Source organism: Ochrobactrum teleogrylli, assembly GCF_006376685.1.
Lineage (GTDB): Bacteria > Pseudomonadota > Alphaproteobacteria > Rhizobiales > Rhizobiaceae > Brucella > Brucella teleogrylli.
Genome location: NZ_VEWL01000003.1, coordinates 101,372 through 124,738 on the forward strand (window position 1 = coordinate 101,372; position 23,367 = coordinate 124,738).

A 23,367-nucleotide genomic window follows, 5' to 3' on the forward strand; every position below is an offset into this window, starting at 1 on the left:
CAGCAGACGCGATGCATCGAAGTTACATTGTCATACGCCGTGACGCGGGAGCGATTCCGTTTCCCAGGCCGCGCCCAGATCCGTCAGCTGCGCTTCGATGCATTCCACCGAAAGACGGATAGCGGCATTTGCCGAGAATGTCAGTTCTATTGTGCCCGCAGGCGCCTCGCCGGGGACAAAACCGATCGTCAGCAGCGACAGGACATCATCCTGCTTCTGGCGGTCGATACCGGTGGCCTTGGCCGCAGTGACGCGGTTGAAATGCAGAGCGGCGCGGCGGCGCTGATATTGCGGCTTGCGCAGGAATTTCGGGCGCGCCTCTTCCCAGACGAAGCGGTTCGCCGTCAGAACGAAGCGTTGTTCCTTAGCAATATATTGGAGGTCGGAAACTTTGAGAACCGCGTCCTGAAGATGGGCGGACAGGACCTGTAAATCCTCTTCATCCAACGCCACAAGCTTCAACATATCCATGGTCCGCACCGATTTCCTGTCATGTTCAAAACAACCGCCCAACATCGCATATAAATAGGCGACATGGATGGTTTACGAAGTAACCTTGCCAAATAACTTTGCATGTCGGCAGAAAAAAATCGACAGGCTTTTCAAGCCTGTGATCAATCAGCGTGCCAGAATGAAAAAGCCGGAGCTTGATTAAGCTCCGGCCACTTGCCGATTATCCGCTGATGCGTTCGACATTCGCGCCGCAACGCGAAAGCTTTTCTTCGAGACGCTCGAACCCGCGATCCAAATGATAGACGCGGTTGACGACGGTTTCGCCTTCAGCGGCAAGGCCCGCAATAACCAGCGATACCGATGCGCGCAGATCGGTCGCCATGACCTGAGCGCCCTTGAGGCGTTCCACGCCTTCAACGGTCGCGGTCTGGCCGGACAGCGAAATCTTCGCGCCGAGACGCGCCAGTTCCTGCACATGCATGAAGCGGTTTTCAAAGATCGTTTCGGTGATGTGCGACGTGCCCTTGGCCTTGGTCATCAGGCCCATGAACTGCGCCTGAAGGTCGGTCGGGAAACCCGGGAACGGATCGGTGGTGACATCGACCGGATGGATGCCGTGGCCGTTGCGCACCACGCGCAGGCCGCTATTGGTCTCGGTGATTTCCGCACCGGCCTGACGCAGCGTATCGAGCGCCGACGAGAGCAGGCTTTCCTGTGCGCCTTCGAGCAGCACGTCACCGCCGGTCATGGCGACAGCCATGGCATAGGTGCCGGTTTCGATACGGTCGGGAATGACGCGAACGCGCGCGCCGGAAAGGCTGGTGACGCCCTGCACGTGGATCGTGCCGGTGCCTGCACCCGTGATCTTCGCGCCCATTGCATTGAGGCAGTCGGCAAGATTGACGACTTCAGGCTCACGTGCCGGGTTTTCGATGATCGTTTCGCCCTTGGCGAGAACAGCGGCCATCAGCATGACATGCGTTGCGCCGACCGAAACTTTCGGGAAGTGATAGCGCCCGCCGACAAGACCGCCCTTCGGCGCACGCGCCTTGGCATAGCCGTTTTCGATGTCGATTTCGGCACCCAGCGCCTGAAGGCAATCGAGCAGCAGATCGACGGGGCGCGTACCAATAGCGCAACCGCCCGGCAGCGATACGGTTGCTTCGCCCATACGCGCCAGAAGCGGGCCGATCACCCAGAAGCTTGCACGCATTTTCGAGACCAGCTCATAAGGCGCAGTGGTATCGACGATATTGCGGGCTGTGAAATGGATGGTGCGGGAATAAGCGCCGTTCTGGTGTTCGCGGCGGCCATTGACCGAATAATCAACGCCATGATTGCTCAGAATGCGGATCAGCTGCTCGACATCGGCCAGATGCGGCACGTTTTCGAGCGTCAGCGTATCGTCGGTCAGGAGCGAAGCGATCATCAGGGGCAAAGCGGCATTTTTTGCGCCCGAGATCGGAATGATTCCATTCAGCTTATTACCGCCGACGATTTTGATGCGATCCATGCTGTTTCCCCTTCTGGGCCGGGGCTTCTCCCCGGTAATCGATTTGAAGCCGTTGGAACGCGTTTCGATCGGGATAATCGGATCGACACTCCAACTGTTTGTTTTCAAGCACATCTTGTCCGAAAACCGGTTCACCCTTTTCGGGATGTGCTGTTGCTGCTGCCTGAACGGCGCGGCGGCGGTACATGACAAATGACGAGTCTTGCGGCGGAATTACGTTCGAAGGCGAATCGCTTTCGAACGACAATGGCAACCGAGAACAGAAAAGCGCTTTTACCTTAGCCGACGTTTCTCTTCAAGAAAGGCTTTCCAAGCTAAAGCGAACTCTTATTTGGTCGGATGATGCCCTATTCCTTTTCTTGCCCCGCTTCTTTCCCGGCGCTGGCAATGCCGTCGGTGCGCTCATCCGCTTCGCCGGAGCGTCGCGAGCGTGACTGTTCCTTGCGGCGCATCAGATTCGCGCGCAGCTGATCGGCCAGCCGCTTTTTTTGGCGGTCCAGCTGGTTTTGTCGTTCCTGATTGATCGGTTTTTCGCTCATGAGCCGTGTTTACTACGAGAAAAAGCGCCGGAAAAGCGGCTTGAAGCGCAGCTATACGCAGATTTCCACATTATGTGAAAAGAAATGCATTTGGTCGCTTGCGATTTGCGCAATGATGTGTCAGAAGTCCGCCGCACTCAAGAGAATGCTGCGGTAGCTCAGTGGTAGAGCACTCCATTGGTAATGGAGAGGTCGAGAGTTCAATCCTCTCTCGCAGCACCATTCATCTCTTTGATTTGGCAAATTTTCCCTGAAAATTGATCACGAATGTCACGGCTTTGTGCGATAGCATTTTAGCGCATTCTTACCCGTTGTTTTTTCATCGGATGGTCGGAGATCGCCGGTGAAACATTGGCGTCCAGCCTTTGAAGAAATGGGAAACTCAGGAGAGGATATTTCATGCTGTGGACCTTGTTCGGCATTCTTTCGGGTGCCTGCATCGCCATTCAGGCGCCGATCAATGCAGCTCTTGCGCGCGGACTTGGCTCCCCACCGACTGCCGCTGCGATTTCATTTCTGGCAGGTGCAGTCATTCTCGCCATCGTCTCGACCATAACCGCAAAGGCGACCGGCAACCTTCCCACATTCAATGTACCCGCAGGCTGGCTGTTCGTCGCGGGCGGCGCGCTGGGCTGTATCTATGTCACCGCATCGATCCTGCTGACGCCGCGCATCGGCGCAGCAGCCGTGATGGGCCTTGCCGTGGCCGGGCAGTTGATGGCCGGTCTACTTGCTGACCGCATCGGCTTCATGGGCGTCGCCGTGCGAGAGATCACCGCCGGACGTGTCGCAGGCGCCGTGCTCCTGCTTACCGGCGCCCTGATGATCCGCTTTCTGTAAAAGAAAACGCCGCGCTTCAAAGCGCGGCGTTTTCGTGTTCGTTAAGGCATTGAAACCGGCTCAACCCTTGAAAGTATAGTCCGCAATCGACTGCGGCTTCATCTCGATGGAGAAGCCCGGCAGCGACGGCGGCATATAGGCCGCGTTCTTGATCACGCACGGGTCGATGAAATGCTCGTGCAGATGATCGACATATTCGATCACACGGCCTTCCTTGGTGCCCGAAACGGCCACATAGTCGATCATCGACAGATGCTGCACATATTCGCACAGGCCAACGCCGCCCGCATGCGGCCAGACCGGCTTGCCAAACTTGGCGGCCATCAGCAGCACGGCCAGTACCTCGTTCAGACCGCCCATGCGGCACGAATCGATCTGCACGATGTCGATGGCGCCTTCCGCGATGAACTGCTTGAACATGATGCGGTTCTGGCACATTTCGCCGGTCGCGACTTTCACGTCGCCAATGGCTTCACGAATCTTGCGATGGCCTGCCACATCGTCCGGGCTGGTCGGTTCTTCAATGAAGAACGGCTTGGAGAAAGCGAGCTTGTTGACCCATTCGATGGCCTGATCGACTTCCCAGACCTGATTGGCGTCGATCATCAGATAGCGGTCCGGACCGATCACTTCGCGCGCAATCGTCAAGCGGCGGATATCGTCTTCGAGATCGCGGCCGACCTTCATCTTGACGTGGTGGAAACCCTCGTCGATAGCTTCCTGGCAAAGACGGCGCAGTTTGTCGTCGTCATAGCCGAGCCAGCCGGCAGAGGTCGTGTAGCAGGCATAACCTTCCGCCTCGAGCGTGGCGATACGCTCAGCCTTGCCAGCTTCCGCCTTGCGCAGGATCGCGACGGCTTCGTCACGCGTCAGCGCATCGGTGAGATAGCGATAATCGACGATGTCGGCGATTTCTTCCGGCGACATGTCGGCGACCAACCGCCATACCGGCTTGCCTGCCTGCTTTGCAGCCAGGTCCCAGAAGGCGTTGACGACAGCGCCGGTGGCAAGATGCATCGCGCCCTTGTCCGGGCCGATCCAGCGCAGCTGGCTGTCGCCGGTCAGGTAACGCCAGAACTTGCCGGGGGCTGCGAGGAAATCATCCATCGAGGAACCCACGACCAGATGACGCATGGCGAGAATGGCCTGACAGCAAATGTCGTTGCCGCGTCCGATGGTGAAGGTAAGGCCGTGGCCCTTCAGCGAGGCATCATCCGTATCGAGGATGACATAGGCCGCCGAATAATCCGGGTCCGGGTTCATGGCATCCGAGCCGTCCAGACTTTGCGAAGTCGGGAAACGCAGATCGAAGACGCGCAGGTCAGTGATTTTCGTCATGATATATCCGTGATCAGGGCATGATCCCAAAACATGGGAACGGTTTCGGGACCATGCGTAAACAATGCCTAGATGTCAGCGCGCACGTTCTGCTTCTGCGTGCCGAGGCCTTCGATGCCGAGTTCGACGACATCGCCAGCCTTGAGGTAACGCGGCGGCTTCATGCCCATGCCGACGCCGGGAGGCGTGCCGGTGGAGATGATGTCGCCCGGCTGCAGGGACATGAACTGCGAGAGATAGGAAACGAGGTAGCGAACGCCGTAAACCATGGTCTTGGTCGAGCCGTCCTGCATGGTTTCACCGTTGAGGGTGAGCCACATTTTCAGGTTCTGCGGGTCAGCGACTTCGTCCTTCGTCACCAGCCACGGGCCGGTCGGGCCGAATGTGTCGCAGGACTTGCCCTTGGTCCACTGACCAGCGCGTTCGATCTGGAATGCGCGTTCGGAAACGTCATGCAGCGTGCAGTAGCCAGCGACATAATCCAGCGCATCCTCTTCCGAAACGTATTTCGCGGTCTTGCCGATGACGATGCCGAGCTCGACTTCCCAATCGGTCTTTTCCGAGCCGCGCGGGATGAGAACGTCATCATTCGGGCCGACGATGGCCGAGGTGGCCTTCATGAAGATGACCGGCTCAGGCGGCACGGCCATGCCGGATTCGGCTGCGTGGTCGGCATAGTTGAGGCCGATGCAGATGAACTTGCCGGTGCCTGCAACGCAGGGGCCGAGGCGCGGATTGCCTTCAACCTTCGGCAGCGAATTGACGTCGACTGCGCCAAGCTTGGCCAGCGCGTCGGGGGCAAGAGCCGCACCGGAAAGGTCGCTTACATGGGCGGAAAGATCGCGGATCGCACCATCGGCATCGAGAATGCCGGGCTTTTCCTGACCGGCTTCACCGTAACGAAGAAATTTCATGAGTTTACTCCTTTGGGGGTAGCTGGGGCGAACTTAGATAGTCCAGCCGCCATCAATGTTATAAGCTTGTCCGGTCGTGTAGGTCGCACCAGCGAGATAAACGGCGAGATCAGCGATTTCTTCCGGCTGGCCGATGCGGCCAATCGGCTGGCGGGCGATGAACGCCGCGCGCTGCTCTTCGTAATCGCCCTGCGAACGCAGACGGTCCTGCAAGGACGGGCTTTCGACCGTGCCGGGGCAGATCGCGTTGCAGCGGATGCCCTTGGCAACATAATCGGCAGCGACTGCCTTGGTGAGACCGATAACGGCGGCCTTGGTGACGCCATAGGCGAAACGGTTCGGCACGCCCTTCACGCTCGATGCGACGGAAGCCATGTTGACGATGGCGCCGTCCTTGCGCTCCAGCATGCCCGGCAGCACGGCGCGGATGGTGCGGATCATTGCCTTGACGTTGAGATTGACGGCGAAGTCGAGGTCTTCGTCCTTCATTTCGAGGATGGAACCGCCATGAACGACGCCTGCGCAGTTGAACAGGATGTCCACCTGACCGATTTCGGCTACAAGTGCGTTCACTTCCGCCTCGTCAAGCACATTGAGCTTGCGGGTGATGATACCGTTGACGCCTTCGATTTCCTTGAGGGCATCGGTGTTGATGTCGGTCGCATAGACCTTGGCACCCGCTTCCGCGAAGGCCAGCGCGCTGGCGCGGCCAATGCCTTGTGCTGCGGCTGTCACCAGCGCGGTTTTTCCATCAAAGCGTATCGTCATTTTCAAGCCTTCCGTTCGACAAGCAGGATGTGGTCACAAGCGAGCACCACTTCGTCCCGCTGATTAAGCACTTCGCAACGTTCCGTCACGCGTCCCATAGTGGCGCGTTTCGGATCGTCTTCCTTCGCACTGATCGTAACCCGCGTGCGGATCGTATCTCCGATATGCACCGGACGAATAAACCGCAAGCGATCATAACCATAGGAAAAAGCAACCGGGTTGATCAACGTCGCCGTGAGGCCGACGCCAATGGCAAAAATCATGGTGCCATGCGCGATGCGCTGGCCGCCGGGCAAGGTCTTGGCGAATTCCGCATCCATGTGATGCGGGAAGAAATCGCCCGTATGCCCGGCATGGACCACGAAATCCGTCTCTGTAATCGTGCGGCCCGTGGTGAGGCGCACATGGTTCATTTCATAATCTTCGTAATATATTTTCTGCTCGGCCATGGTCAGACCTCCGGTTTTGCAGCAAGCGGCGTGGCGGGCGCGGCGCTCGATTGATAGGCGGCCTCGACAAGCGCCATGGTGTGCCAGGCATCTTCGACCGAGCCGAGGAGTTCGGCATCCTCGCCGCAAGCGAAACGCTGCAACTGCGCCATGCGATTGAGGAAAGCGTCCGGGAACCAGGCCCCTTCAAGCGGTACGGAAACCCAGTCATCACCGCCCTTGGGCTTGATCCAGAGTTCGTCCGGCTCGCCGCGCGGATAGTCGAGATTGACGCCCAGTTTCACATAGGCCGCGCCCTCGGTCCCGCAGATACGGAACTCGCAGGCCTGAAACTTGCGCCCGAAATCATGATCGTGATTGACCGACAGCGCGCAGCGAACGCGGTCGCCATAATCCAGAATTGCAGCCGTGCGCGTCTGGGCTACGTCGTGGTTCGGATGGCCGATGGTCTTGGCGTGAACGCCGAGAGGATCGCCCAGCAGACCGCGGACGAAATCCAGATAATGGATCGAGTGCATGGCGATTTCGATGCGTGGCAGACCTTTCAGGAAAGGCCACAGACCCCATGGCGTGGCAAGCGCCAGCCAGGCGTCAAAATCCACCACTTCGCCCAGCAAGCCCTTATCGACGGCGTCATAAAGCGCGAGCATCATCGGAGCGAAACGCAGCTGGAAATTCACCGCCGCCTTCAGATTACGCGCGCGGCAGACTTTGAGAATTTCTGTCGCGGCGGCGAGGTCGCTGCCCATCGGCTTCTGGATTAGAACAGCGGCACCTTCCGGCAATTGCGACAGGATTTTCGCATGGGCTGATGGCGGCGTCGCCAGATCGAAGATCGCGCCTTCGACGGCAATCGCTTCCTCGGCGCTGGCAAAAGCCTTGACGCCCCACTGGTCGGCAAGCTCCCGCGCCTTGTCCAGATTGGGATCGAAAATACCGGCAACCGGAAAGCCGCCCTTCTTGTAGGCGGGCAGGTGCGCGTCGCCGACAATGCTGCCCGCGCCAAAGATCACGATGGGTTTTGGCTTGGTGGGCTTTGCCCACCACTGGCGCAACTGCGTCGGATCGAAAGCCTCAGTCATGATGGAACACCTCTTCCATCATGGCCCACCACTCGCCCTCTTTGCGGGTTTCGAGCGGCTTCTGGCATGGCATACAGAAGGACCACCATTCCTGATTTTTCGGATTATCGGCCATCTTCTTCATGTCGGCCTCAAAGTCGGTGCCGACATATTCCCATGTGCCGAACAGGAGATTTTCCGGCTCTTTCAGAAAGATCGTATAGTTGGTGATGTTGCACTCGGTAATGAGAGCCAGAATTTCCGGCCACACGGCGGCGTGCAGCTTCTTGTATTCTGCGATCTTTTCCGCATTGAGCCCGATCACCATGCCCATTCTTTGTGCCATTACGACCTCACGATCTCGCGGGTAAACTCAGAAATCGAACGGCTACGCACTGCATCCCAATCCCATTCGATGCCGATACCCGGCTCGGACGGGGCAATGGCGCGACCGTCGCGAATTTCCATGCCCTTGGTGGTGAGGTCGTCGAGCTGCGGAATATATTCGACATAGCGACCGTTCTGCACCGCGCAAACGAGGCTGACATGCAGTTCCATCAGGAAGTGCGGACAGACTGGAATGTCGAATGTTTCCGCCGCATGGGCGACTTTCAGCCAGGGCGTGATGCCGCCAATGCGCGCCACATCCACCTGAACGATGGAGCAAGCACCCTTCTGCATATATTCGCGGAAATGGCGGATCGAATAGATGGACTCGCCCACCGCAATCGGCGTCGGGGTGGAGCGCGTCAGGCGGATATGACCGTCGAGATCGTCCGCCGGAAGCGGTTCCTCGATCCAAGCCAGATCAAGCTCCTTCAGGCGCTCGGCACGGCGAATGGCTTCATCAACCGTAAAACCCTGATTGCAATCGGTCATGATCTCGAAGCCGTCGCCCAGCGCCGCACGCACGGCGGACAGGCGCGCATAATCTTCAGAACCGTGCGGCTTGCCGATCTTGACCTTGGAGCCGGTGAAGCCCTTGGCCTTGGCCTGCAACGCGTCCTCGACCAGCGCTTCCTTCTCGATATGCAGCCAGCCGCCTTCGGTCGTGTAGAGCGGGCAGCTTTCCTTGGCCCCGCCCGCAAGCTTCCACAGCGGCAGACCCTGCTTCTTGGCGCGCAGATCCCAGAGTGCGGTATCGACCGCAGCCAGCGCCAGCGCGGTGATCGCGCCGATGGTCGTGGCATGGGTTGCGAATTCCAGCTTGCGCCAGATGGCTTCGATGCAATCAGCATCCTCGCCGATGATGAGCGGCACGAGATGGTCGCTCAACAGGCGCATGACCGACGAACCGCCGGTGCCGATCGTATAGCTGTAGCCGGTGCCGACCGCGCCGTCGCTGTCGGTGATGGTGACAATCGGCGTTTCCTGGCTGACGAAGCTCTGGATCGCGTCGGTGCGCTTGACCTTCGGCGGAAGGTCAACCATGCGCAGTTCAACTTTTTCAATACGTGCCATGGTCAGATAGCCAAAGTCTTGCCGCTTACGGCATCGAAAAGATGCGCCTGCGACAGATCGAGTTGCATGGTAATGGTTTCGCCCGGTTGCAGGTGACGCGGGTTCAACATGCGCGCCACCCACTCCTTGCCTGCGAATTCCACGAAGACCAGCGTTTCATTGCCGAGCGGCTCGGTGATCGAAACGCGCATGTCTTTTTCATGCACAGCGTCGCTCGTGGAAATGCCGTGACCTTTCGGGAAGACATCATCCGGGCGCAGACCGAATGTCACCTTGGTGCCATCCTTGGCCTTGCCATGGAACTGTGCAGGCAGCGGCAGGCGGTCGCCATTGGCGAAGACCAGATCGCCGCCCGTCACCGTCGCCTCGCCCATATTCATCGGCGGGGAGCCGATGAAACCGGCGACGAACTGCGTGGCCGGGCGCTTGAAGACTTCATCCGGGGTTCCGGCCTGTTCAATATGACCATCGCGCATGATGACGATACGGTCAGCAAGCGTCATGGCTTCGACCTGATCGTGCGTCACATAGACGACCGTGGACTGCACCTTGGCGTGCAGCTTTTTGATTTCGGTGCGCATCTGGGTGCGCAGCTTGGCGTCAAGGTTCGACAATGGTTCGTCGAACAGGAACACTTCGGGATTACGCACGATGGCGCGGCCCATGGCGACGCGCTGGCGCTGGCCGCCCGAAAGCTGCGCCGGGCGACGCTCCATCAGTGCTTCGAGGCCGAGAATGGCCGAGGCTTCATTGACGCGACGGTCGATTTCCGCCTGCGGCTGCTTGGCGATCTTCAGCGAGAAGCCCATGTTCTCGCGCACCGACATATGCGGATAAAGCGCGTAGGACTGGAACACCATCGAGATGTTGCGGTCACGCGGCGGCAGATCGTTGACTTGCCTGCCGCCGATTTCCAGTGTGCCGTCGGAAATGGATTCCAGACCCGCGATCATGCGCAGCGTCGTGGACTTGCCGCAGCCGGACGGACCGACAAGTGCAACAAATTCCTTGTCCGCGATTTCGAGATTGATGCCATGCACCACGCCGACATTGCCGTAACGCTTGACGAGATTTTTGATGGAAAGCTGAGCCATTGTTCTATCAACCTTTAACCGCGCCGAACGTCAGACCAGCAACAAGGTGCTTCTGAACGATGAATGTGAGGGTCAGCGCCGGAATAATCATCACGACCGCCAGCGCGCACATGCCGCGCCAGTCGATGGTGAATTCAGCGGTGTAATCGAGAAGACCGACAGGAAGGGTCTTGGAATTGACGGAACGGGTGAGCTGGGAAGCCAGCGCATATTCGTTCCACGAGGTGAGGAAGGCAAAAATGCCTGCCGTCGCGATGCCGGGACCGGCCAGCGGAAACTCCACCTGCCAGAAGGCCTGCCAGCGCGTGCAGCCGTCGATCTGGGCCGCCTCGGCGAGGTCCTTCGGCACCTGACGGAAGAAGCCGTCGATCAGCCAGATCGTGAATGGCACATTCAGCGCCACATAGGTCAGGATGAGGCCGAAATGGGTGTCGATGATGCCGACGCGGGAAAACACCATGAAGAGCGGTAGCGAGAGCGCAATGCCCGGCACCGAGCGCGTCAGCATGAAGCCGAGGAAGGTTGCCGACTTGCCCCAGAAGCGGAAGCGGGCAAAGGCATAGCCGCCAGATACGCCGATGATCAGCGCAATCACGGTCGAGGTGATCGAGATGATGAGCGAATTGCGGAAATAATCCCAGACCGGAATGCCGCCCGCACCTGCGCCCGAGAACATGGCGCGATAGGCTTCCAGCGTGATTTCCTGCGGAATCCAGACCGGCGGCTTTGCCATGATCTCGACCGGCGGGCGCAGCGACGAAAGCACGATCCACAGGCCGGGCAGGCAAATGACGGTCATCGCCAGAAACAGACCGACCAGATAAGCGATTTTCTTGAAACGGCGCAGCAGACGATGCTGGCTGTTGCTGAGTGTTGTTGTAGCCATGATTACCACTCCGCTCCAATCTGCGTGCGTGCGGACGCAAGTTTGCGGAAGAACAGGACGGTGAAGAGGATCGAGAGCAGGATTGCGACATAGGCCATGGCATTGGCCATGCCCATCTGCGCATCCGCATAGGCCGTGCGACCCACCAGCGTCCAGATCAGTTCGGTGCGGCGCGCCGGGCCGCCATCGGTCATGATCTTCACAATGTCATAGGCGCGGGCCACATCCAGCGAACGGATGGTCATCGCGATATAGGCGAAAGGCATCAGATAAGGCCAGATGACATAGCGGAAGGTCTGCCACGGTGTGCAGCCATCGACGCGCGCGGCTTCCACCGGGTCCTGCGGCATGGACAGAAGACCGCCCAGAATGAGGATCGCGAAGACCGAGGTGGACATCCACACTTCCGCCAGCAGGATGGCGATCAGCGCCAGATTGCCGTCGATGAGCCACGGAATGGCGGTATTGGTCAGGCCCAGCGACTGCAGCGCATTGTTGACCAGACCGATATTGTCATTGAACATGAACTTGAACTGGAAGCCGACAAGCACCGGCGAGAACATCATCGGGAACATCATCAGCGTGCGCAACACGCGCTGGCCGTGCGTCGCCTTGTTGACGAGCATGGCAAGGCCGAGGCCGAGCAGCATTTCCAGATTGAGCGCAATGGTGAGGAAGACCACCGTGCGGATGAACGCAGCCCAGAACACCCAGTCGGTGAGGATGCGCTGATAATTGCGGAAGCCGATGAAGTTGAACAGGCTCTCGGGGCGCGTCAGCCGGAACGGCGTGAAGCTCGAATAAAGCGACAGCGCGAGAGGAAACAGAACCACCGCTGCGAGAATGATGAAGGCCGGAAGCAGAAGCAGGACCGGCGGGGAAAGTCTCTTGAACATTGCGCTTCCAAATAGTGGACTGGCAAACAGTGGAACGGGCGAACAGCGGAACTGCCTCAGCGCCGTCACTGGCAAAAAAGGCCCGCCCCAAAAAAGGCTTCAGGGCGGGCCCATGATTTTATTCAGGCAGGATCAGAGCTCGCCTGCATCCTCAAGAATCTGCGTTGCCTTCTTGGCAGCGTCATCGAGGGCCTGCTGGGAGGTCTTGTCGCCAAGGATCGCTGCCTGAAGCTCAGGATAGACCGCGTTGGAGATTTCGATCCAGGATGGGGTCTGCGGAACCGGGAAAGCGGTCTTTGCCGTTTCCTGGAACACCGACAGCACTTCCTTCTTGTACGGGTCGGAAGCGGCCTGCTCGATCACGTAATCCCAGACAGCGGTGCGGGTCGGCAGGGTGCCTGCAGCCGATTCCTGCTTCTGCGAATCTTCGTTGGTCAGGAACCAGACGAGCGAGGCGGCGGCTTCCTTGGTTTCGCAAGCTTCCGTTACCGAGAAGCCGTGATGACCCGACCAGCCGGTGCGCTTGCCGGAAGAACCGGTTGGCGCCGGAGCGATGCCGACATTGCCAGCGACCTTCGACGACTTCGGATCGTTGAAATAGGTCGCCCAGCCCGGCCAATCCAGGTTGACCGCGATGGTGCCGGAAGCAAAACCAGCGCCCAGCTCATCCCACAGATAGTTGGTGGTGCCAGCCGGAACAGCCTTGGCCTTGTAGAGATTGACGAACCAGTCGAGGGCGCGAACACCGGCTTCCGAATTGAAAGCAGGCTTGCCGTCCTTGAGATATTCGCCGCCTTCGGCGACCAGCATTTCATAGAAGCGGCCATTGATGGCTTCTTCCTTGCCCGCAAACTGCGTGCCGTAGAAATTCGGCGGATCGGCGAAGAATACTGCCTGATCCGACACTTCCTTCCAGGTTTTGGCCGGTGCGAGGTCGTAGCCGTATTTCTCCTTGAACGCCTTCTTCTTGGCTTCGTCGTTGAAGAGGCTCTTCTGATAATAGAGTGCCGAAACGTCGAACTGCGCACGCGGCAGCATGATCAGCTTGCCGTCAAGCGTGGACGCCTTGATGACCGATGGCACGAAACCGTCGATTTCTTCCTTCGGAAGCAGCGAGTTCAGATCGACATAGAGGCTGGTATATTGCGGCGCGAAAGACGAGTGGTTGGAACCGACGCACCAGTTGATCGAACCCGAAGCGATGTCGGACTTGATTTCCTTGTCCAGCTCGAAATGGTTCTTCTTGGACAGGATGTTGACCTTGGCGCCAGTCGCCTTTTCCCATTCGCCGATACGCGAATAGAGCGCCTCATATTGCTGACCGCCGATCAGCTTGGCGTTGATCGTCACGCCTTCGAACTTGCCGGGCAGATCGGCTGCAACTGCCGGGGCCATCCCCACGGCGAGCCACGCCACACCTGCCAAAATGTGCGCCTTGAAACTTTGCATCACTTCTCCTCCTAAAACGGGCACTCCCTGCCCGCACCCCCGGTTGTGAAGGTTGTATTTATATGCAAACATAGTATTCAAGAACGGTCAAGGCGTTTTATCGCCGATATACGACTTTCGCAGTCGGAAATGTTTGTATATGAATGACGAAATTCACGAAGAGCCACCTTGGGGGAACGCATTTGGAAACCGATGACCGCTACCGCGCGCCCGCGCTCGACAAGGGCCTTGATATCCTCGAATTGCTGGCAGGCGTGGACGGCGGACTGACGCAGGCCGAGATCGCCAAGCATCTGGATCGCAGCCCGAACGAATTCTACCGCATGCTCGACCGGCTGGTGAAACGCGGCTATGTCACCAAGCTAGAGGGTGACCGCTATTCGCTGACGCTGAAACTGTTCGGCCTTGCCCAGTTGCACGCGCCGGTGCGCCGCCTCGCCTCGTTCGCAACGCCCTTCATGCGTGAGCTTGCCGACCGTTCCAAGCAGGCAAACCAGCTTGCCGTGTTCGACCGCGGTTCCGTGGTGGTGATTGCCCAGCAGGAAGCGCCGGACTATTGGGGCATTTCGATCCGCGTCGGCTCGCATATCAGCCTGTTCGACACGGGTTCCGGCCATGTGCTGCTTGCCTTCCGTTCGCCGGAAGAGCGCAAGATGATGATCGCTGAATATGGCAAGGATGGCGAGACCGTCGATCTCGATCCAAGCTTCTATGAGCGGCTCGACCAGATCCGTGAGCGCGGCTATGAAATGATGCCAAGTGCCCAGGTTGCAGGCGTTTATAACCTCTCCGCGCCCATTCTCGGACCAGACGGCACCTGCATCGCGGCGCTGACCTGCCCCTATGTCACGCTGGTCAATTCCGGTGCCTCGCCCGACATTACCCAGACCATCACGCTGCTGCAAAAGACGGTGCAGGAATTGTCCAAGCTGGTGGGCGCAGATCTTTCCACACTCGATTAGGGCTGGTTCCGTCCGGGTCGGACCACGCCCTAAATTCTTATTTGAAAACTATCTTCTTTTTTGAAAATATCGGGATAGGAGGAATCTCTATGCTGATTGATACCCATCTGCACCTGATCGACAAAAGCGCGCTCACCTATCCATGGCTAGGCGACGTGCCAGCGCTTGATCGGGATTTTCTGTTCGACACCTACCGGCAGCAGGCGGAACGCTGCGGCATCGCCGCCGCCCTGCATATGGAAGTGGATGTCGCGCCCGAAGCGATTCAGGCCGAAACGGACCATATTCGGGCGCTTTCCATCGCAAATGGCGGCTTCATCAAAGGCGCGATTGCATCCTGCCGCCCCGAAGAAGACGGCTTTGCCGCCTATCTTGAGCGCCAGCTTGCTGATCCCTTTGTCAAAGGCTTTCGCCGCGTTCTGCATGTCGTGCCGGACGAGCTTTCCGAAGGCGCGCTTTTCCGCGAAAACCTCAAGCGCATGGACAATACGCGTCTGACCTTCGATCTCTGCACCCTGCCGCATCAGATCGACAAGGTCACCGCGCTTGCGGATCTGGCGCCGGGCCTGCAATTCGTGCTCGACCATTGCGGCGTGCCGGACATCAAGTCGGGCGCACTGGAAAGCTGGCAGAAAGGCATCACCGAGATTGCCCGCAGGCCGAATGTGGTGGCGAAGATTTCCGGTGTGGTAGCCTATGCCGATGCTGAAAGCTGGACTGCCGAAACCATCCGCCCCTATGTCGAACATGTCATCGAGGCGTTCAGCTGGGACCGAGTGGTATGGGGCAGCGACTGGCCGGTCTGCACGCTTGCAAGCTCTATCGATGCCGGACTTTCGACATGGGTGGCGACGACCCACACCCTGCTTGAAGGCTGTGGCAAGGACGAAAAAGCGCGCCTTCTGTCTGAGAACGCGCGCCGTATCTGGAACCTTTAAGTAGACGAGAATAGCTTTCTCCTCGACCCTCATCCTGAGGAGGCTCCCTGAGCGAAGCTCGGGGAGACGTCTCGAAGGATCGAGGGATAGGAAACGAGAAGAAACACAGTGCCTGGCTCCTCACCCTTCGAGACGCCTCCTTCGCAAGCTCAGGAGGCTCCTCAGGATGAGGGGATGGAGAGGTCGATCAATACAAGCCGTCAGAAGCTTTCGCGGAACAGCCGGTTCAGATCGGCGATCACCTGTTCTGCCGGTTCATGGCCCTGAAGCCCCTTGTTGATGCGCTCTGACGCTGCTTCCTGAAACGGCATATAGCCGTCATGGCGTGGGCGCACCCACGCCCCTTCAAGCGTTGCGCGGGTGTCGCGATAGAAGTCCGACGTGGCCGCATTCACGCTGTCGTCTTCCCATGCTTCCGCATGGCCGGGCTGGCCGTTGGAAGCAGCATAAAGCCCCTTCTGCACTGCGCCGCTCGCTATCCAATAGGCGAAGTCGATGGCCGCTTGCGGGTTCTTCGTAAAGGCCGAGACGGCAATACCTGTTCCGCCCAGAGCCGAACCCACGACACCCTTCACGCCTGCCGGAATATCGGCAAAACGGATCAGACGGTCGCGGAAACCCGGCATGGCATAGTTCACATATCCATAGATCAAGGGCACGCAGGCAATGCCGGAATCGGGCTTTGCCATTTCTTCGAACACCGCAATCGGGTCCATGCTGAAACATTCCGGCTTCACCAGCGCAGCGATTTCCCGAAGCTGTTCAAAAGCCGTCACGCCGTCTTCAAGGCGGATCAACGCGCCCTCGGTGGCACAAGGCGAACCGTTATTGGCAGCGAATGTATAGAAGCACATCAGCGAATGCGGCGAGCGCAATGGCAAAAGCACCTTGCCCGCGCGCGCCAGTTCCAGCACTTCGGCCCAACTTGTGGCGGGCTTTTTGATCAGGTCCGGACGCCATGCCTGAACCTGCGTGGCCGCATCGAGCGGAAACGCCCATTGATGGCCCTGCCAGTTATAGCTTGGGAAGGATTGCCCGACCGAACCGTCGGCCAGCGCCTCCAGCTCGGCTTCGCGGCCCGGCACATCGAGCGGCAGCAGGCAGCCTTCCTTGGTGATCTGGCCGACATGGGGATGATCGATCACGATCATATCGAAATTGCGCGCCAATTCCTCGACCGGAAAGGTCTCGAAATCCTGCAAGGAACGCTTTTCCCATTCGATCTCGACGCCCTTGTCGCTCAGCCATTGCGTGGCGCCGGCAACCATCGGATCGTAACCGCGCGGGTGGCTCCAGGTCATGCCTTTCAGCTTGATCGCACTCATAGACCAAATTCCTCACGAATTGCCTTGCTATTTTCTCCGACGCGCGGCGCTGCCCGTTCCACCTTGTGGCGCTGCCCGTTGATGCGCAGCGGCGAGCGAGTGGTGGTGATGGACACGTCATCCTCACGCGTGACGGTCTGCAGCATGTCGAGAACCGAAAAGCCGTCGCTGGACAGAAGCTCTTCCCAGTTGAGAACGCGGGCGCACCAGATATCCGCCGGTTCCAGAATGGCCAGCCATTCATCCACCGTCTTCTGGGCGATGCGGTCGGCGATCAGGCGCTTGATTTCATCGCGCTTGGTAAACCAGCTCGACGGATCGTCGGCATAGGGCGCCAGCGTGTCGGCCTCCAGCAGCGCCGCCAGTTTCGGGATCGGCGTCATGGCAATGGCGAGATAGGCATCCGCCGCCTGATAGACCCCGTAAGGTGCAGAGAGATAAGCATGCGCGCTGCGGAAATCGGAACGTTTTGGTAAACGGCGTCCGTCATTGAGATGGGTGGTCAGCACTTCGAACTGGAAATCGACCAGCGCTTCGAGCAGGCTTGTCTCCACATGCGCGCCCTTGCCGGAAATGCCGCGCCGCACCAGTGCAGCGAGAATGCCCTGCGCCACCGCAGCGCCTGCCAGCATGTCGGCGACAGCCAGACCAAACGGCACCGGTCCCTGCCCTTCATCACCATTGAGCCACATCAGGCCTGAACGCGCCTGCGCCAGCAGATCCTGCCCGGGACGCTTGACCCAAGGACCTTCCTCGCCATAGCCGCTGATGGAGGCATAGACGAGGCGCGGATTGATCGCCTTGGCGGATTCATAATCAAGCCCGAGGCGTTCGATGACGCCAGGACGGAAATTCTGGATCAGAACATCGGCCTTGGTGATGAGCTTCTTCAGCGCTTCCACATCATCCGGATTTTTCAGGTCCAGCGCCAGACTGTCCTTGCCGCGATTGATGGCGTGGAAAATCGTTGAATCGCCACCGATCTCCGTATCGCTCAGATAAAGCCTGCGCGACAGGTCGCCGCCGTCCGGGCGCTCGATCTTGATGACCCGCGCTCCAAGGTCCATCAGCCGCAGCGAGCAATAAGGCCCCGACAGAAACTGGCTCATATCCACAACAACGAGCCCGCTCAGCGGCAGTTCATTTTCCGGCATCGGGAAATTCCCTCCTCATGAATTTCTTATGTAAATATAATCTTCACATATGGATTTATAGAAGGCAAGACTGAAATTGCCCTAAAAACAAAAACGCCGCCCGAAACGGACGGCGTTTTCAGCTCTCTAAAAAGAAAATGCGAAAGACGGTCAGATCGCCAGTTCGACTTCGCGGCTTGCGGTTTCGAGCAGCGTCCAGACATGGTCGGCAAGCGAGTTCCACACTTCGATCCGGTAGTGATCCGCATCCCATTTCAGGAGGATGATCTGCACGCGGTCGAAGATGGTGCGCGCCACACCGGGCGCGGCCATGGAAGCAAGGTCGAGCGGCGAAGCGGCATTGAGCAGCCATTCGGCCTGCGCGCCGGTGATGTCGATGCCGGTCTCGCGATGGCTTACCTCGACCAGCGCATGCGGTTCTGTCTCGTAAAGGCTCGCGAAGGCCGCGACGATCTCCGCGGCCTTGCCGTCATCGGCCCAGATATACCATTCATCCGGTCCGATGCAGGCGACGGCGATCTCGCCGGTTTTTACAAGCCCGCCAATCTTTGCCGGGATTTTTGCGCCGAGCGCCTTTTCCGCCAGCGCCAGTTTTTCCGGCTTGAAGCGCAGGACAAAGCGCGCACCATCAGCAGCCGGACGGATATCGAGCTTGCCCGGAATGGCAACCGCGCGGCTCGCAAAAGGGTTGGTCTGTTGCAGCATGATGCGATCCTTATCCGTTCAGCTTCTTGCCTTCTGGGTCATAAAAGACGAGCCCAGTGATTTCCGCCTCATGCACACTGCCATCCGGCATCGGCATATAAATGGTTTCGCCCGTGCGATCCTTGCCGCCAGCAACCAGCGCCATGGCGAAGGAACGGCCCAGCGTCTCGCTCCAATAGGACGAAGTGACATGGCCCAGCATGGTCATCGGCACGGCCTGTTTCGGATCGGCGACGATCTGCGCGCCTTCCTCCAGCACCAGCTTAGGGTCCTTCGGCAGCAGGCCGACCAGATGCTTGCGATCCTTCTTCAGCATGTCCGGGCGCGCCAGCGAACGCTTGCCGACGAAGTCCGGCTTCTGCTTGCCGATGGCCCAGCCGAGCGCGGCATCGTCCGGCGTCACCGTGCCGTCCGTATCCTGACCGACGATGATATAGCCCTTTTCGGCGCGCAGCACATGCATGGTTTCGGTGCCATAGGGCGTGATGTCGTATTTCTGGCCCGCTTCATAAAGCGCCTTCCACAAAGCCAGGCCGTAACGCGACGGGACATTGATTTCGAAGCCGAGTTCGCCGGTAAAGCTCATACGGAATAGACGCGCCGGTACGCCGAGGAATGTGCATTCCGCCACCGACATATGCGGGAAGGCTTCGTCGGAAATATCCACGCCCTCGACCATCGGTTCGATCAGCTTGCGCGCATTCTGTCCGTTCAGCGCCACCACGGCCCATTGTTCAGTCGTGGAGGTCAGCGAAACCTTGAGGTCCGGCCATTCCGTCTGGAGATAATCCTCCATCATGTTCAGCACACGCGGCGCGCCGCCGGTGGTGGTGGTGACGTGGAACCGATCCTGCGACAGCCTGCCGACGACACCGTCATCGCGGATGAAGCCGTCTTCACCGAGCAGCAGACCGTAACGGCAGCGCCCGACACCGAGCTTCGTCCATGGATTGGTGTACATGCGGTTCATGAATTCGGCTGCATCCGGGCCGACCACTTCGATCTTGCCGAGCGTCGATGCATCGAACATACCAAGGCTGGTGCGCACGGCCTTGCATTCGCGCGCGACGGCCTTGTGCATGTCTTCGCCCGTCTTGGGGAAATACCAGGCGCGACGCCACAGCGAGACCGGCTCGAAAGCAGCGCCCTGTTCTTCCGCCCATGGATCAATCGGCGTCTTGCGCGTCACGTCGAACAGCTTGCCCCGATTGTAGCCGCAGAAAGCGCCGAAGGTCGTCGGCGTATAGGGCGGACGGAAGGTCGTCAAACCGACCTGCGGTGCGGGACGGCTGAGCGCATCGGACGCAACGGCGAGACCGTTGATGTTCGAGGTCTTGCCCTGATCTGTCGCCATGCCGTTGGTGGTGTAGCGCTTGATATGCTCGATGGAGCGGAAACCCTCACGCACGGCCAGACGAATATCCTTGGCGGTCACGTCGTTCTGGAAATCGATGAAGGCCTTTGCCTTGCCGGGATCGCGATCTGTCGGCAGCTCGCGGCAATTGACGCCCGCGCAGACGAAATCGCCCGCCACCGCATATTCGGCGGGTTTCGTCTTGTGTCCGGCATCGCTTGCCGCAGCCGCACCGCTGACGGCACCCTCGCGCAGCGCAGCCTGAAGATCGAAATTGCCGTTACCGGCACCGGCGCAGCGGCTTTCTTCCGTGCGTTCGCCCGGCAGATAGATCTGGCGTTCCTCATCCCAGATGAGCGAGCCCTTGGTGTGCGAGAAAAGATGCACGCTCGGATTCCAGCCACCAGACATCAGCACGACATCGCAAGCAATGGTGCGCGCCGCGCCGACCGAACCGTTTTTGACCGGATTGACACGAACGGAGGAAACACGATGACGACCCGCCGTATCGCTGACGGTCCAGCCGGTCAGCGTTTCGATGCCGAGCATCTTGGCGCGGTTCACCAGACTGTCGGCGACCTGATCGCGCACATCGATAATGGCCGGTACCTTCACGCCCGCAACCGCGAGATCGAAGGCCGCAAGCCAGGCGGAATCATGCGAGGTAACAACGACAGCCTTTTCGCCGACCTTGACGCCGTAGCGATTAAGATAGGTGCGTGCGGCACCGGCCAGCATCACGCCCGGACGATCATTGCCCGCAAAGACCAGCGGCTTTTCGATTGAGCCCTGCGCCAGCACAACCTGTTTGGCACGGACACGCCACATGCGCTCACGCGGGGCATTGGCGGCAGGCTTTGCCTGATGGTCGGTCAGGCGCTGGCAAAGGCCGACCATGTTCTGATGATAATAGCCAATCGCCGTGGTGCGCGGCAAAAGCGTGACATTCGCCATCGCGCCCAGTGCTGCCAGTGTCTGGTTCAGCCAGTCCCAGCTGGTGCGGCCATTGATGACCGGCTCCGGCTCGGACAGGAGCGAGCCGCCCATTTCCGCCTGCTCGTCGCAGAGGAAAACTTTCGCGCCGCTCTTGGCGGCTTCAAGGGCTGCGGCAAGACCGGCAGGCCCGGCGCCCACCACCAGCACGTCGCAATAGGCATAACGGCTGGCATAGCTGTCGGGATCGGCCTCGGACGGCGATTTGCCGAGACCGGCAGCACCCCGGATGAAAGGCTCATAGACCTTGTTCCAAAAGCTCTTCGGCCACATGAAGGTCTTGTAGTAGAAGCCTGCCGAGAAGAACATATAGAAGGCGTCGTTGACCGCGCCGACATCGTGCTTCAGCGACGGCCAGTGGTTCTGGCTTTCCGCCTTCAGCCCGTCATAAAGCTCCAGCACCGTGGCGCGGGTGTTCGGCTCGTAACGGCCCTCTCCGCGCGAAACGCCCATCAGTGCATTCGGCTCTTCGGATCCGGCAGAAAGAATGCCGCGCGGACGGTGATATTTGAACGAACGGCCCGCCAGATGCTCGCCATTGGCCAGAAGCGCGGATGCAAGCGTATCACCCTCAAAGCCGCTATAAGTCTTGCCGTTGAAGGAAAAGCGCACGGGCTTCGCCTTGTTGATGCGGCCTTTATTATTCAAACGCATGTCGGTCATTATTTCGTCTCCGCAGCGGGAGTTTCTGCCAATACAGGGCGCGGCTCACCGGCCTTATAGGTCGTGACGAATTTGTCGCTCACCGTGTCGCGCACCGCATTGAAGAAGCGGCCGCAACCGTTGATGTGCCGCCAGCGTTCAAAATGCGTCCCTCGCGGGTTTGAGCGGGTGAACAGGAAATCGCGCCATTCATCGTCGGAATAGGTTGAAGGATCGGCAGGACGCGCAATATGCGCTTCGCCCGCATAGGCGAATTCGAGTTCCGGACGTTCCATGTCGCAGTAAGGGCAACGGATCAAAAGCATGTCGATATTTCCTCAGTGCGCAACTGCGGCAGCCGCCGCTTCGTCGATCAGGCGACCCGTCTTGAAACGGTCGAGCGTGAACGGCGCGTTGATCCAGTGCGGCTCGTCGCGAGCGATGGTGTGGGCAAAGACATGCGCCGAACCCGGCGTTGCCTTGAAGCCGCCGGTGCCCCAGCCGCAATTGACATAGAGGCCCGGAACCGGCGTCTTGCCGATGATCGGCGAGCGATCCGGGGTGACGTCGACGATGCCGCCCCATTTGCGCAACATACGCATGCGGGTGAAGATCGGGAAGATTTCGCAGATCGCCGCCAGCGTATGCTCGATCAGCGGCAGGCCGCCGCGCTGGCTGTAGGAAGTGTACTGATCCGTACCCGAACCGATCACCAGCTCGCCCTTGTCGGACTGGCTGATATAGGCATGGACGGTGTTGGACATGACCACGCAGGGGAAGATCGGCTTGACCGGCTCGGACACCAGCGCCTGCAGCGGGAAGCTTTCAAGCGGCATGCGCACACCAGCCGTATCCATGACGACCGAGGTGTTGCCTGCGGTCGAAACGGCGACCTTCTTGGCCTTGATGAAACCGCGCGCGGTTTCAACGCCGGTCACACGGCCAGAAGCATCACGACGGATCGATAGAACCGGGCAATTCTGGATGATATCCACGCCGCGTTGGGTCGCGCCGCGCGCATAGCCCCAGGCCACCGCATCATGACGGGCCACGCCGCCGCGACGCTGCAAGGTTGCGCCAACCACCGGATAGCGGGCATTGGGCGAAATATCGAGCGGCGGGCAATATTCTTTGGCTTCTTCTTTCGACAGCCATTCATTGTCGATGCCGTTGAGGCGGTTGGCATGGATATGGCGCTTGAAGCTCTGCACATCATGCACCGTATGCGCCAGCATCATGACGCCGCGCTGTGAGAACATAACGTTGTAGTTGAGGTCCTGACTGAGCCCCTCCCACAGCTTCACCGCATGTTCGTAGAGATGCGCGCTCTCGTCATAGAGATAGTTGGAGCGAATGATGGTGGTGTTGCGCCCCGTATTGCCACCGCCGAGCCAGCCCTTTTCGATCACGGCGACATTGGTGATGCCGTGTTCCTTGGCCAGATAATAGGCGGCACCCAGACCATGACCGCCCGCGCCGACGATGATCACATCATACTCGGCCTTGGGTTCGGCATTGGGCCATTGCGGGTCCCAGTTCTTGTTACCGGAAAGCGCGTTTTTGATAATAGAAGCTGCAGAAAAGCGGGACATGAACAACCACCAGTTTCGCGGCTGCAAGCACCCTGACGGCA

The 23,367-nt window shown here is 59.2% G+C and carries 23 protein-coding genes and 1 tRNA gene; 4 read left to right on the top strand and 20 right to left on the bottom strand.

Annotated elements, in window-relative coordinates; all coding sequences use genetic code 11:
• Positions 1-30: 30 nt before the first annotated feature.
• The 3 genes from FIC94_RS07060 to FIC94_RS07070 form a co-directional block, all read right to left on the bottom strand.
• Positions 31-471 (bottom strand): DUF2948 family protein, encoded by a 441-nt coding sequence (locus tag FIC94_RS07060; RefSeq protein ID WP_140024409.1) that lies wholly within the window; start codon positions 469-471, stop codon positions 31-33.
• A 202-nt stretch (positions 472-673) separates the two neighbouring features.
• Entirely contained in the window at positions 674-1,966 is a 1,293-nt protein-coding gene (gene murA / locus FIC94_RS07065; protein WP_109368255.1) for a UDP-N-acetylglucosamine 1-carboxyvinyltransferase, read from the bottom strand.
• Positions 1,967-2,313: 347 nt separating this feature from the next.
• Positions 2,314-2,505 (bottom strand): hypothetical protein, encoded by a 192-nt coding sequence (locus tag FIC94_RS07070; RefSeq protein WP_109368253.1) that lies wholly within the window; start codon positions 2,503-2,505, stop codon positions 2,314-2,316.
• A 147-nt stretch (positions 2,506-2,652) separates the two neighbouring features.
• Here FIC94_RS07070 and FIC94_RS07075 point away from each other — a divergent pair.
• A tRNA-Thr gene (locus tag FIC94_RS07075) sits at positions 2,653-2,727 on the top strand.
• A gap of 177 nt (positions 2,728-2,904) precedes the next feature.
• On the top strand, positions 2,905-3,345 hold the full coding sequence (locus tag FIC94_RS07080) for a DMT family transporter (RefSeq protein WP_109368252.1): 441 nt from the start codon (positions 2,905-2,907) through the stop codon (positions 3,343-3,345).
• Between the two features lie 60 nt (positions 3,346-3,405).
• On the opposite strand, the gene FIC94_RS07085 is transcribed toward FIC94_RS07080, so the two are convergent.
• From FIC94_RS07085 to FIC94_RS07135, 11 genes are all read right to left on the bottom strand, one after another.
• Complete coding sequence (locus tag FIC94_RS07085; protein WP_140024410.1) at positions 3,406-4,683, bottom strand: L-fuconate dehydratase; 1,278 nt, start codon at positions 4,681-4,683, stop codon at positions 3,406-3,408.
• A gap of 68 nt (positions 4,684-4,751) precedes the next feature.
• Positions 4,752-5,597, bottom strand: a complete 846-nt coding sequence (locus FIC94_RS07090) for a fumarylacetoacetate hydrolase family protein (protein WP_140024411.1) — start codon at positions 5,595-5,597, stop codon at positions 4,752-4,754.
• A 33-nt stretch (positions 5,598-5,630) separates the two neighbouring features.
• Complete coding sequence (locus FIC94_RS07095; protein WP_121537202.1) at positions 5,631-6,365, bottom strand: SDR family oxidoreductase; 735 nt, start codon at positions 6,363-6,365, stop codon at positions 5,631-5,633.
• A gap of 2 nt (positions 6,366-6,367) precedes the next feature.
• Positions 6,368-6,814, bottom strand: a complete 447-nt coding sequence (locus FIC94_RS07100) for a MaoC/PaaZ C-terminal domain-containing protein (protein ID WP_078337859.1) — start codon at positions 6,812-6,814, stop codon at positions 6,368-6,370.
• Between the two features lie 2 nt (positions 6,815-6,816).
• A complete protein-coding gene (locus FIC94_RS07105) occupies positions 6,817-7,896 on the bottom strand; it encodes a Gfo/Idh/MocA family protein (RefSeq protein ID WP_140024412.1) in 1,080 nt (359 codons plus the stop codon).
• The gene (locus FIC94_RS07110; RefSeq protein ID WP_109368247.1) at positions 7,889-8,221 is read right to left on the bottom strand and encodes an L-rhamnose mutarotase; all 333 of its coding nucleotides are present in this window, start codon (positions 8,219-8,221) and stop codon (positions 7,889-7,891) included. The genes FIC94_RS07105 and FIC94_RS07110 overlap by 8 nt, the downstream gene beginning before the upstream one ends.
• Positions 8,221-9,336, bottom strand: a complete 1,116-nt coding sequence (locus FIC94_RS07115) for a mandelate racemase/muconate lactonizing enzyme family protein (RefSeq protein WP_109368246.1) — start codon at positions 9,334-9,336, stop codon at positions 8,221-8,223. The genes FIC94_RS07110 and FIC94_RS07115 overlap by 1 nt, the downstream gene beginning before the upstream one ends.
• Before the next feature lie 2 nt (positions 9,337-9,338).
• A complete protein-coding gene (locus FIC94_RS07120; RefSeq protein ID WP_140024413.1) occupies positions 9,339-10,430 on the bottom strand; it encodes an ABC transporter ATP-binding protein in 1,092 nt (363 codons plus the stop codon).
• A 7-nt stretch (positions 10,431-10,437) separates the two neighbouring features.
• Positions 10,438-11,316 (bottom strand): carbohydrate ABC transporter permease, encoded by an 879-nt coding sequence (locus tag FIC94_RS07125; protein ID WP_109368244.1) that lies wholly within the window; start codon positions 11,314-11,316, stop codon positions 10,438-10,440.
• A 2-nt stretch (positions 11,317-11,318) separates the two neighbouring features.
• Positions 11,319-12,212, bottom strand: a complete 894-nt coding sequence (locus FIC94_RS07130) for a carbohydrate ABC transporter permease (protein ID WP_109368243.1) — start codon at positions 12,210-12,212, stop codon at positions 11,319-11,321.
• Between the two features lie 132 nt (positions 12,213-12,344).
• Positions 12,345-13,661 (bottom strand): ABC transporter substrate-binding protein, encoded by a 1,317-nt coding sequence (locus FIC94_RS07135; protein WP_109368242.1) that lies wholly within the window; start codon positions 13,659-13,661, stop codon positions 12,345-12,347.
• Positions 13,662-13,804: 143 nt separating this feature from the next.
• Here FIC94_RS07135 and FIC94_RS07140 point away from each other — a divergent pair, with 143 nt between their 5' ends.
• Together FIC94_RS07140 and FIC94_RS07145 are read left to right on the top strand one after the other, a co-directional pair.
• On the top strand, positions 13,805-14,623 hold the full coding sequence (locus tag FIC94_RS07140; RefSeq protein ID WP_171316747.1) for an IclR family transcriptional regulator: 819 nt from the start codon (positions 13,805-13,807) through the stop codon (positions 14,621-14,623).
• An 89-nt stretch (positions 14,624-14,712) separates the two neighbouring features.
• On the top strand, positions 14,713-15,561 hold the full coding sequence (locus FIC94_RS07145) for an amidohydrolase family protein (RefSeq protein WP_140024414.1): 849 nt from the start codon (positions 14,713-14,715) through the stop codon (positions 15,559-15,561).
• Between the two features lie 200 nt (positions 15,562-15,761).
• On the opposite strand, the gene FIC94_RS07150 is transcribed toward FIC94_RS07145, so the two are convergent.
• The 6 genes from FIC94_RS07150 to FIC94_RS07175 form a co-directional block, all read right to left on the bottom strand.
• The gene (locus FIC94_RS07150; protein WP_140024415.1) at positions 15,762-16,886 is read right to left on the bottom strand and encodes an ABC transporter substrate-binding protein; all 1,125 of its coding nucleotides are present in this window, start codon (positions 16,884-16,886) and stop codon (positions 15,762-15,764) included.
• A complete protein-coding gene (locus FIC94_RS07155) occupies positions 16,883-18,040 on the bottom strand; it encodes a CaiB/BaiF CoA transferase family protein (RefSeq protein WP_140024416.1) in 1,158 nt (385 codons plus the stop codon). Before FIC94_RS07155 ends, FIC94_RS07150 begins: the two co-directional genes overlap by 4 nt.
• A 150-nt stretch (positions 18,041-18,190) precedes the next feature.
• Positions 18,191-18,745 carry a sarcosine oxidase subunit gamma gene (locus FIC94_RS07160; protein WP_140024417.1) on the bottom strand — a complete coding sequence of 185 codons (555 nt, stop codon included), beginning with the start codon at positions 18,743-18,745 and terminating at the stop codon, positions 18,191-18,193.
• Positions 18,746-18,755: 10 nt separating this feature from the next.
• Positions 18,756-21,755, bottom strand: coding sequence for a sarcosine oxidase subunit alpha (locus FIC94_RS07165; RefSeq protein ID WP_140024418.1), 3,000 nt, complete (start codon positions 21,753-21,755; stop codon positions 18,756-18,758).
• On the bottom strand, positions 21,755-22,060 hold the full coding sequence (locus FIC94_RS07170; RefSeq protein ID WP_140024419.1) for a sarcosine oxidase subunit delta: 306 nt from the start codon (positions 22,058-22,060) through the stop codon (positions 21,755-21,757). Before FIC94_RS07170 ends, FIC94_RS07165 begins: the two co-directional genes overlap by 1 nt.
• 12 nt (positions 22,061-22,072) lie before the next feature.
• On the bottom strand, positions 22,073-23,326 hold the full coding sequence (locus tag FIC94_RS07175) for a sarcosine oxidase subunit beta family protein (protein ID WP_109368235.1): 1,254 nt from the start codon (positions 23,324-23,326) through the stop codon (positions 22,073-22,075).
• Between the last annotated feature and the right edge of the window lie 41 nt (positions 23,327-23,367).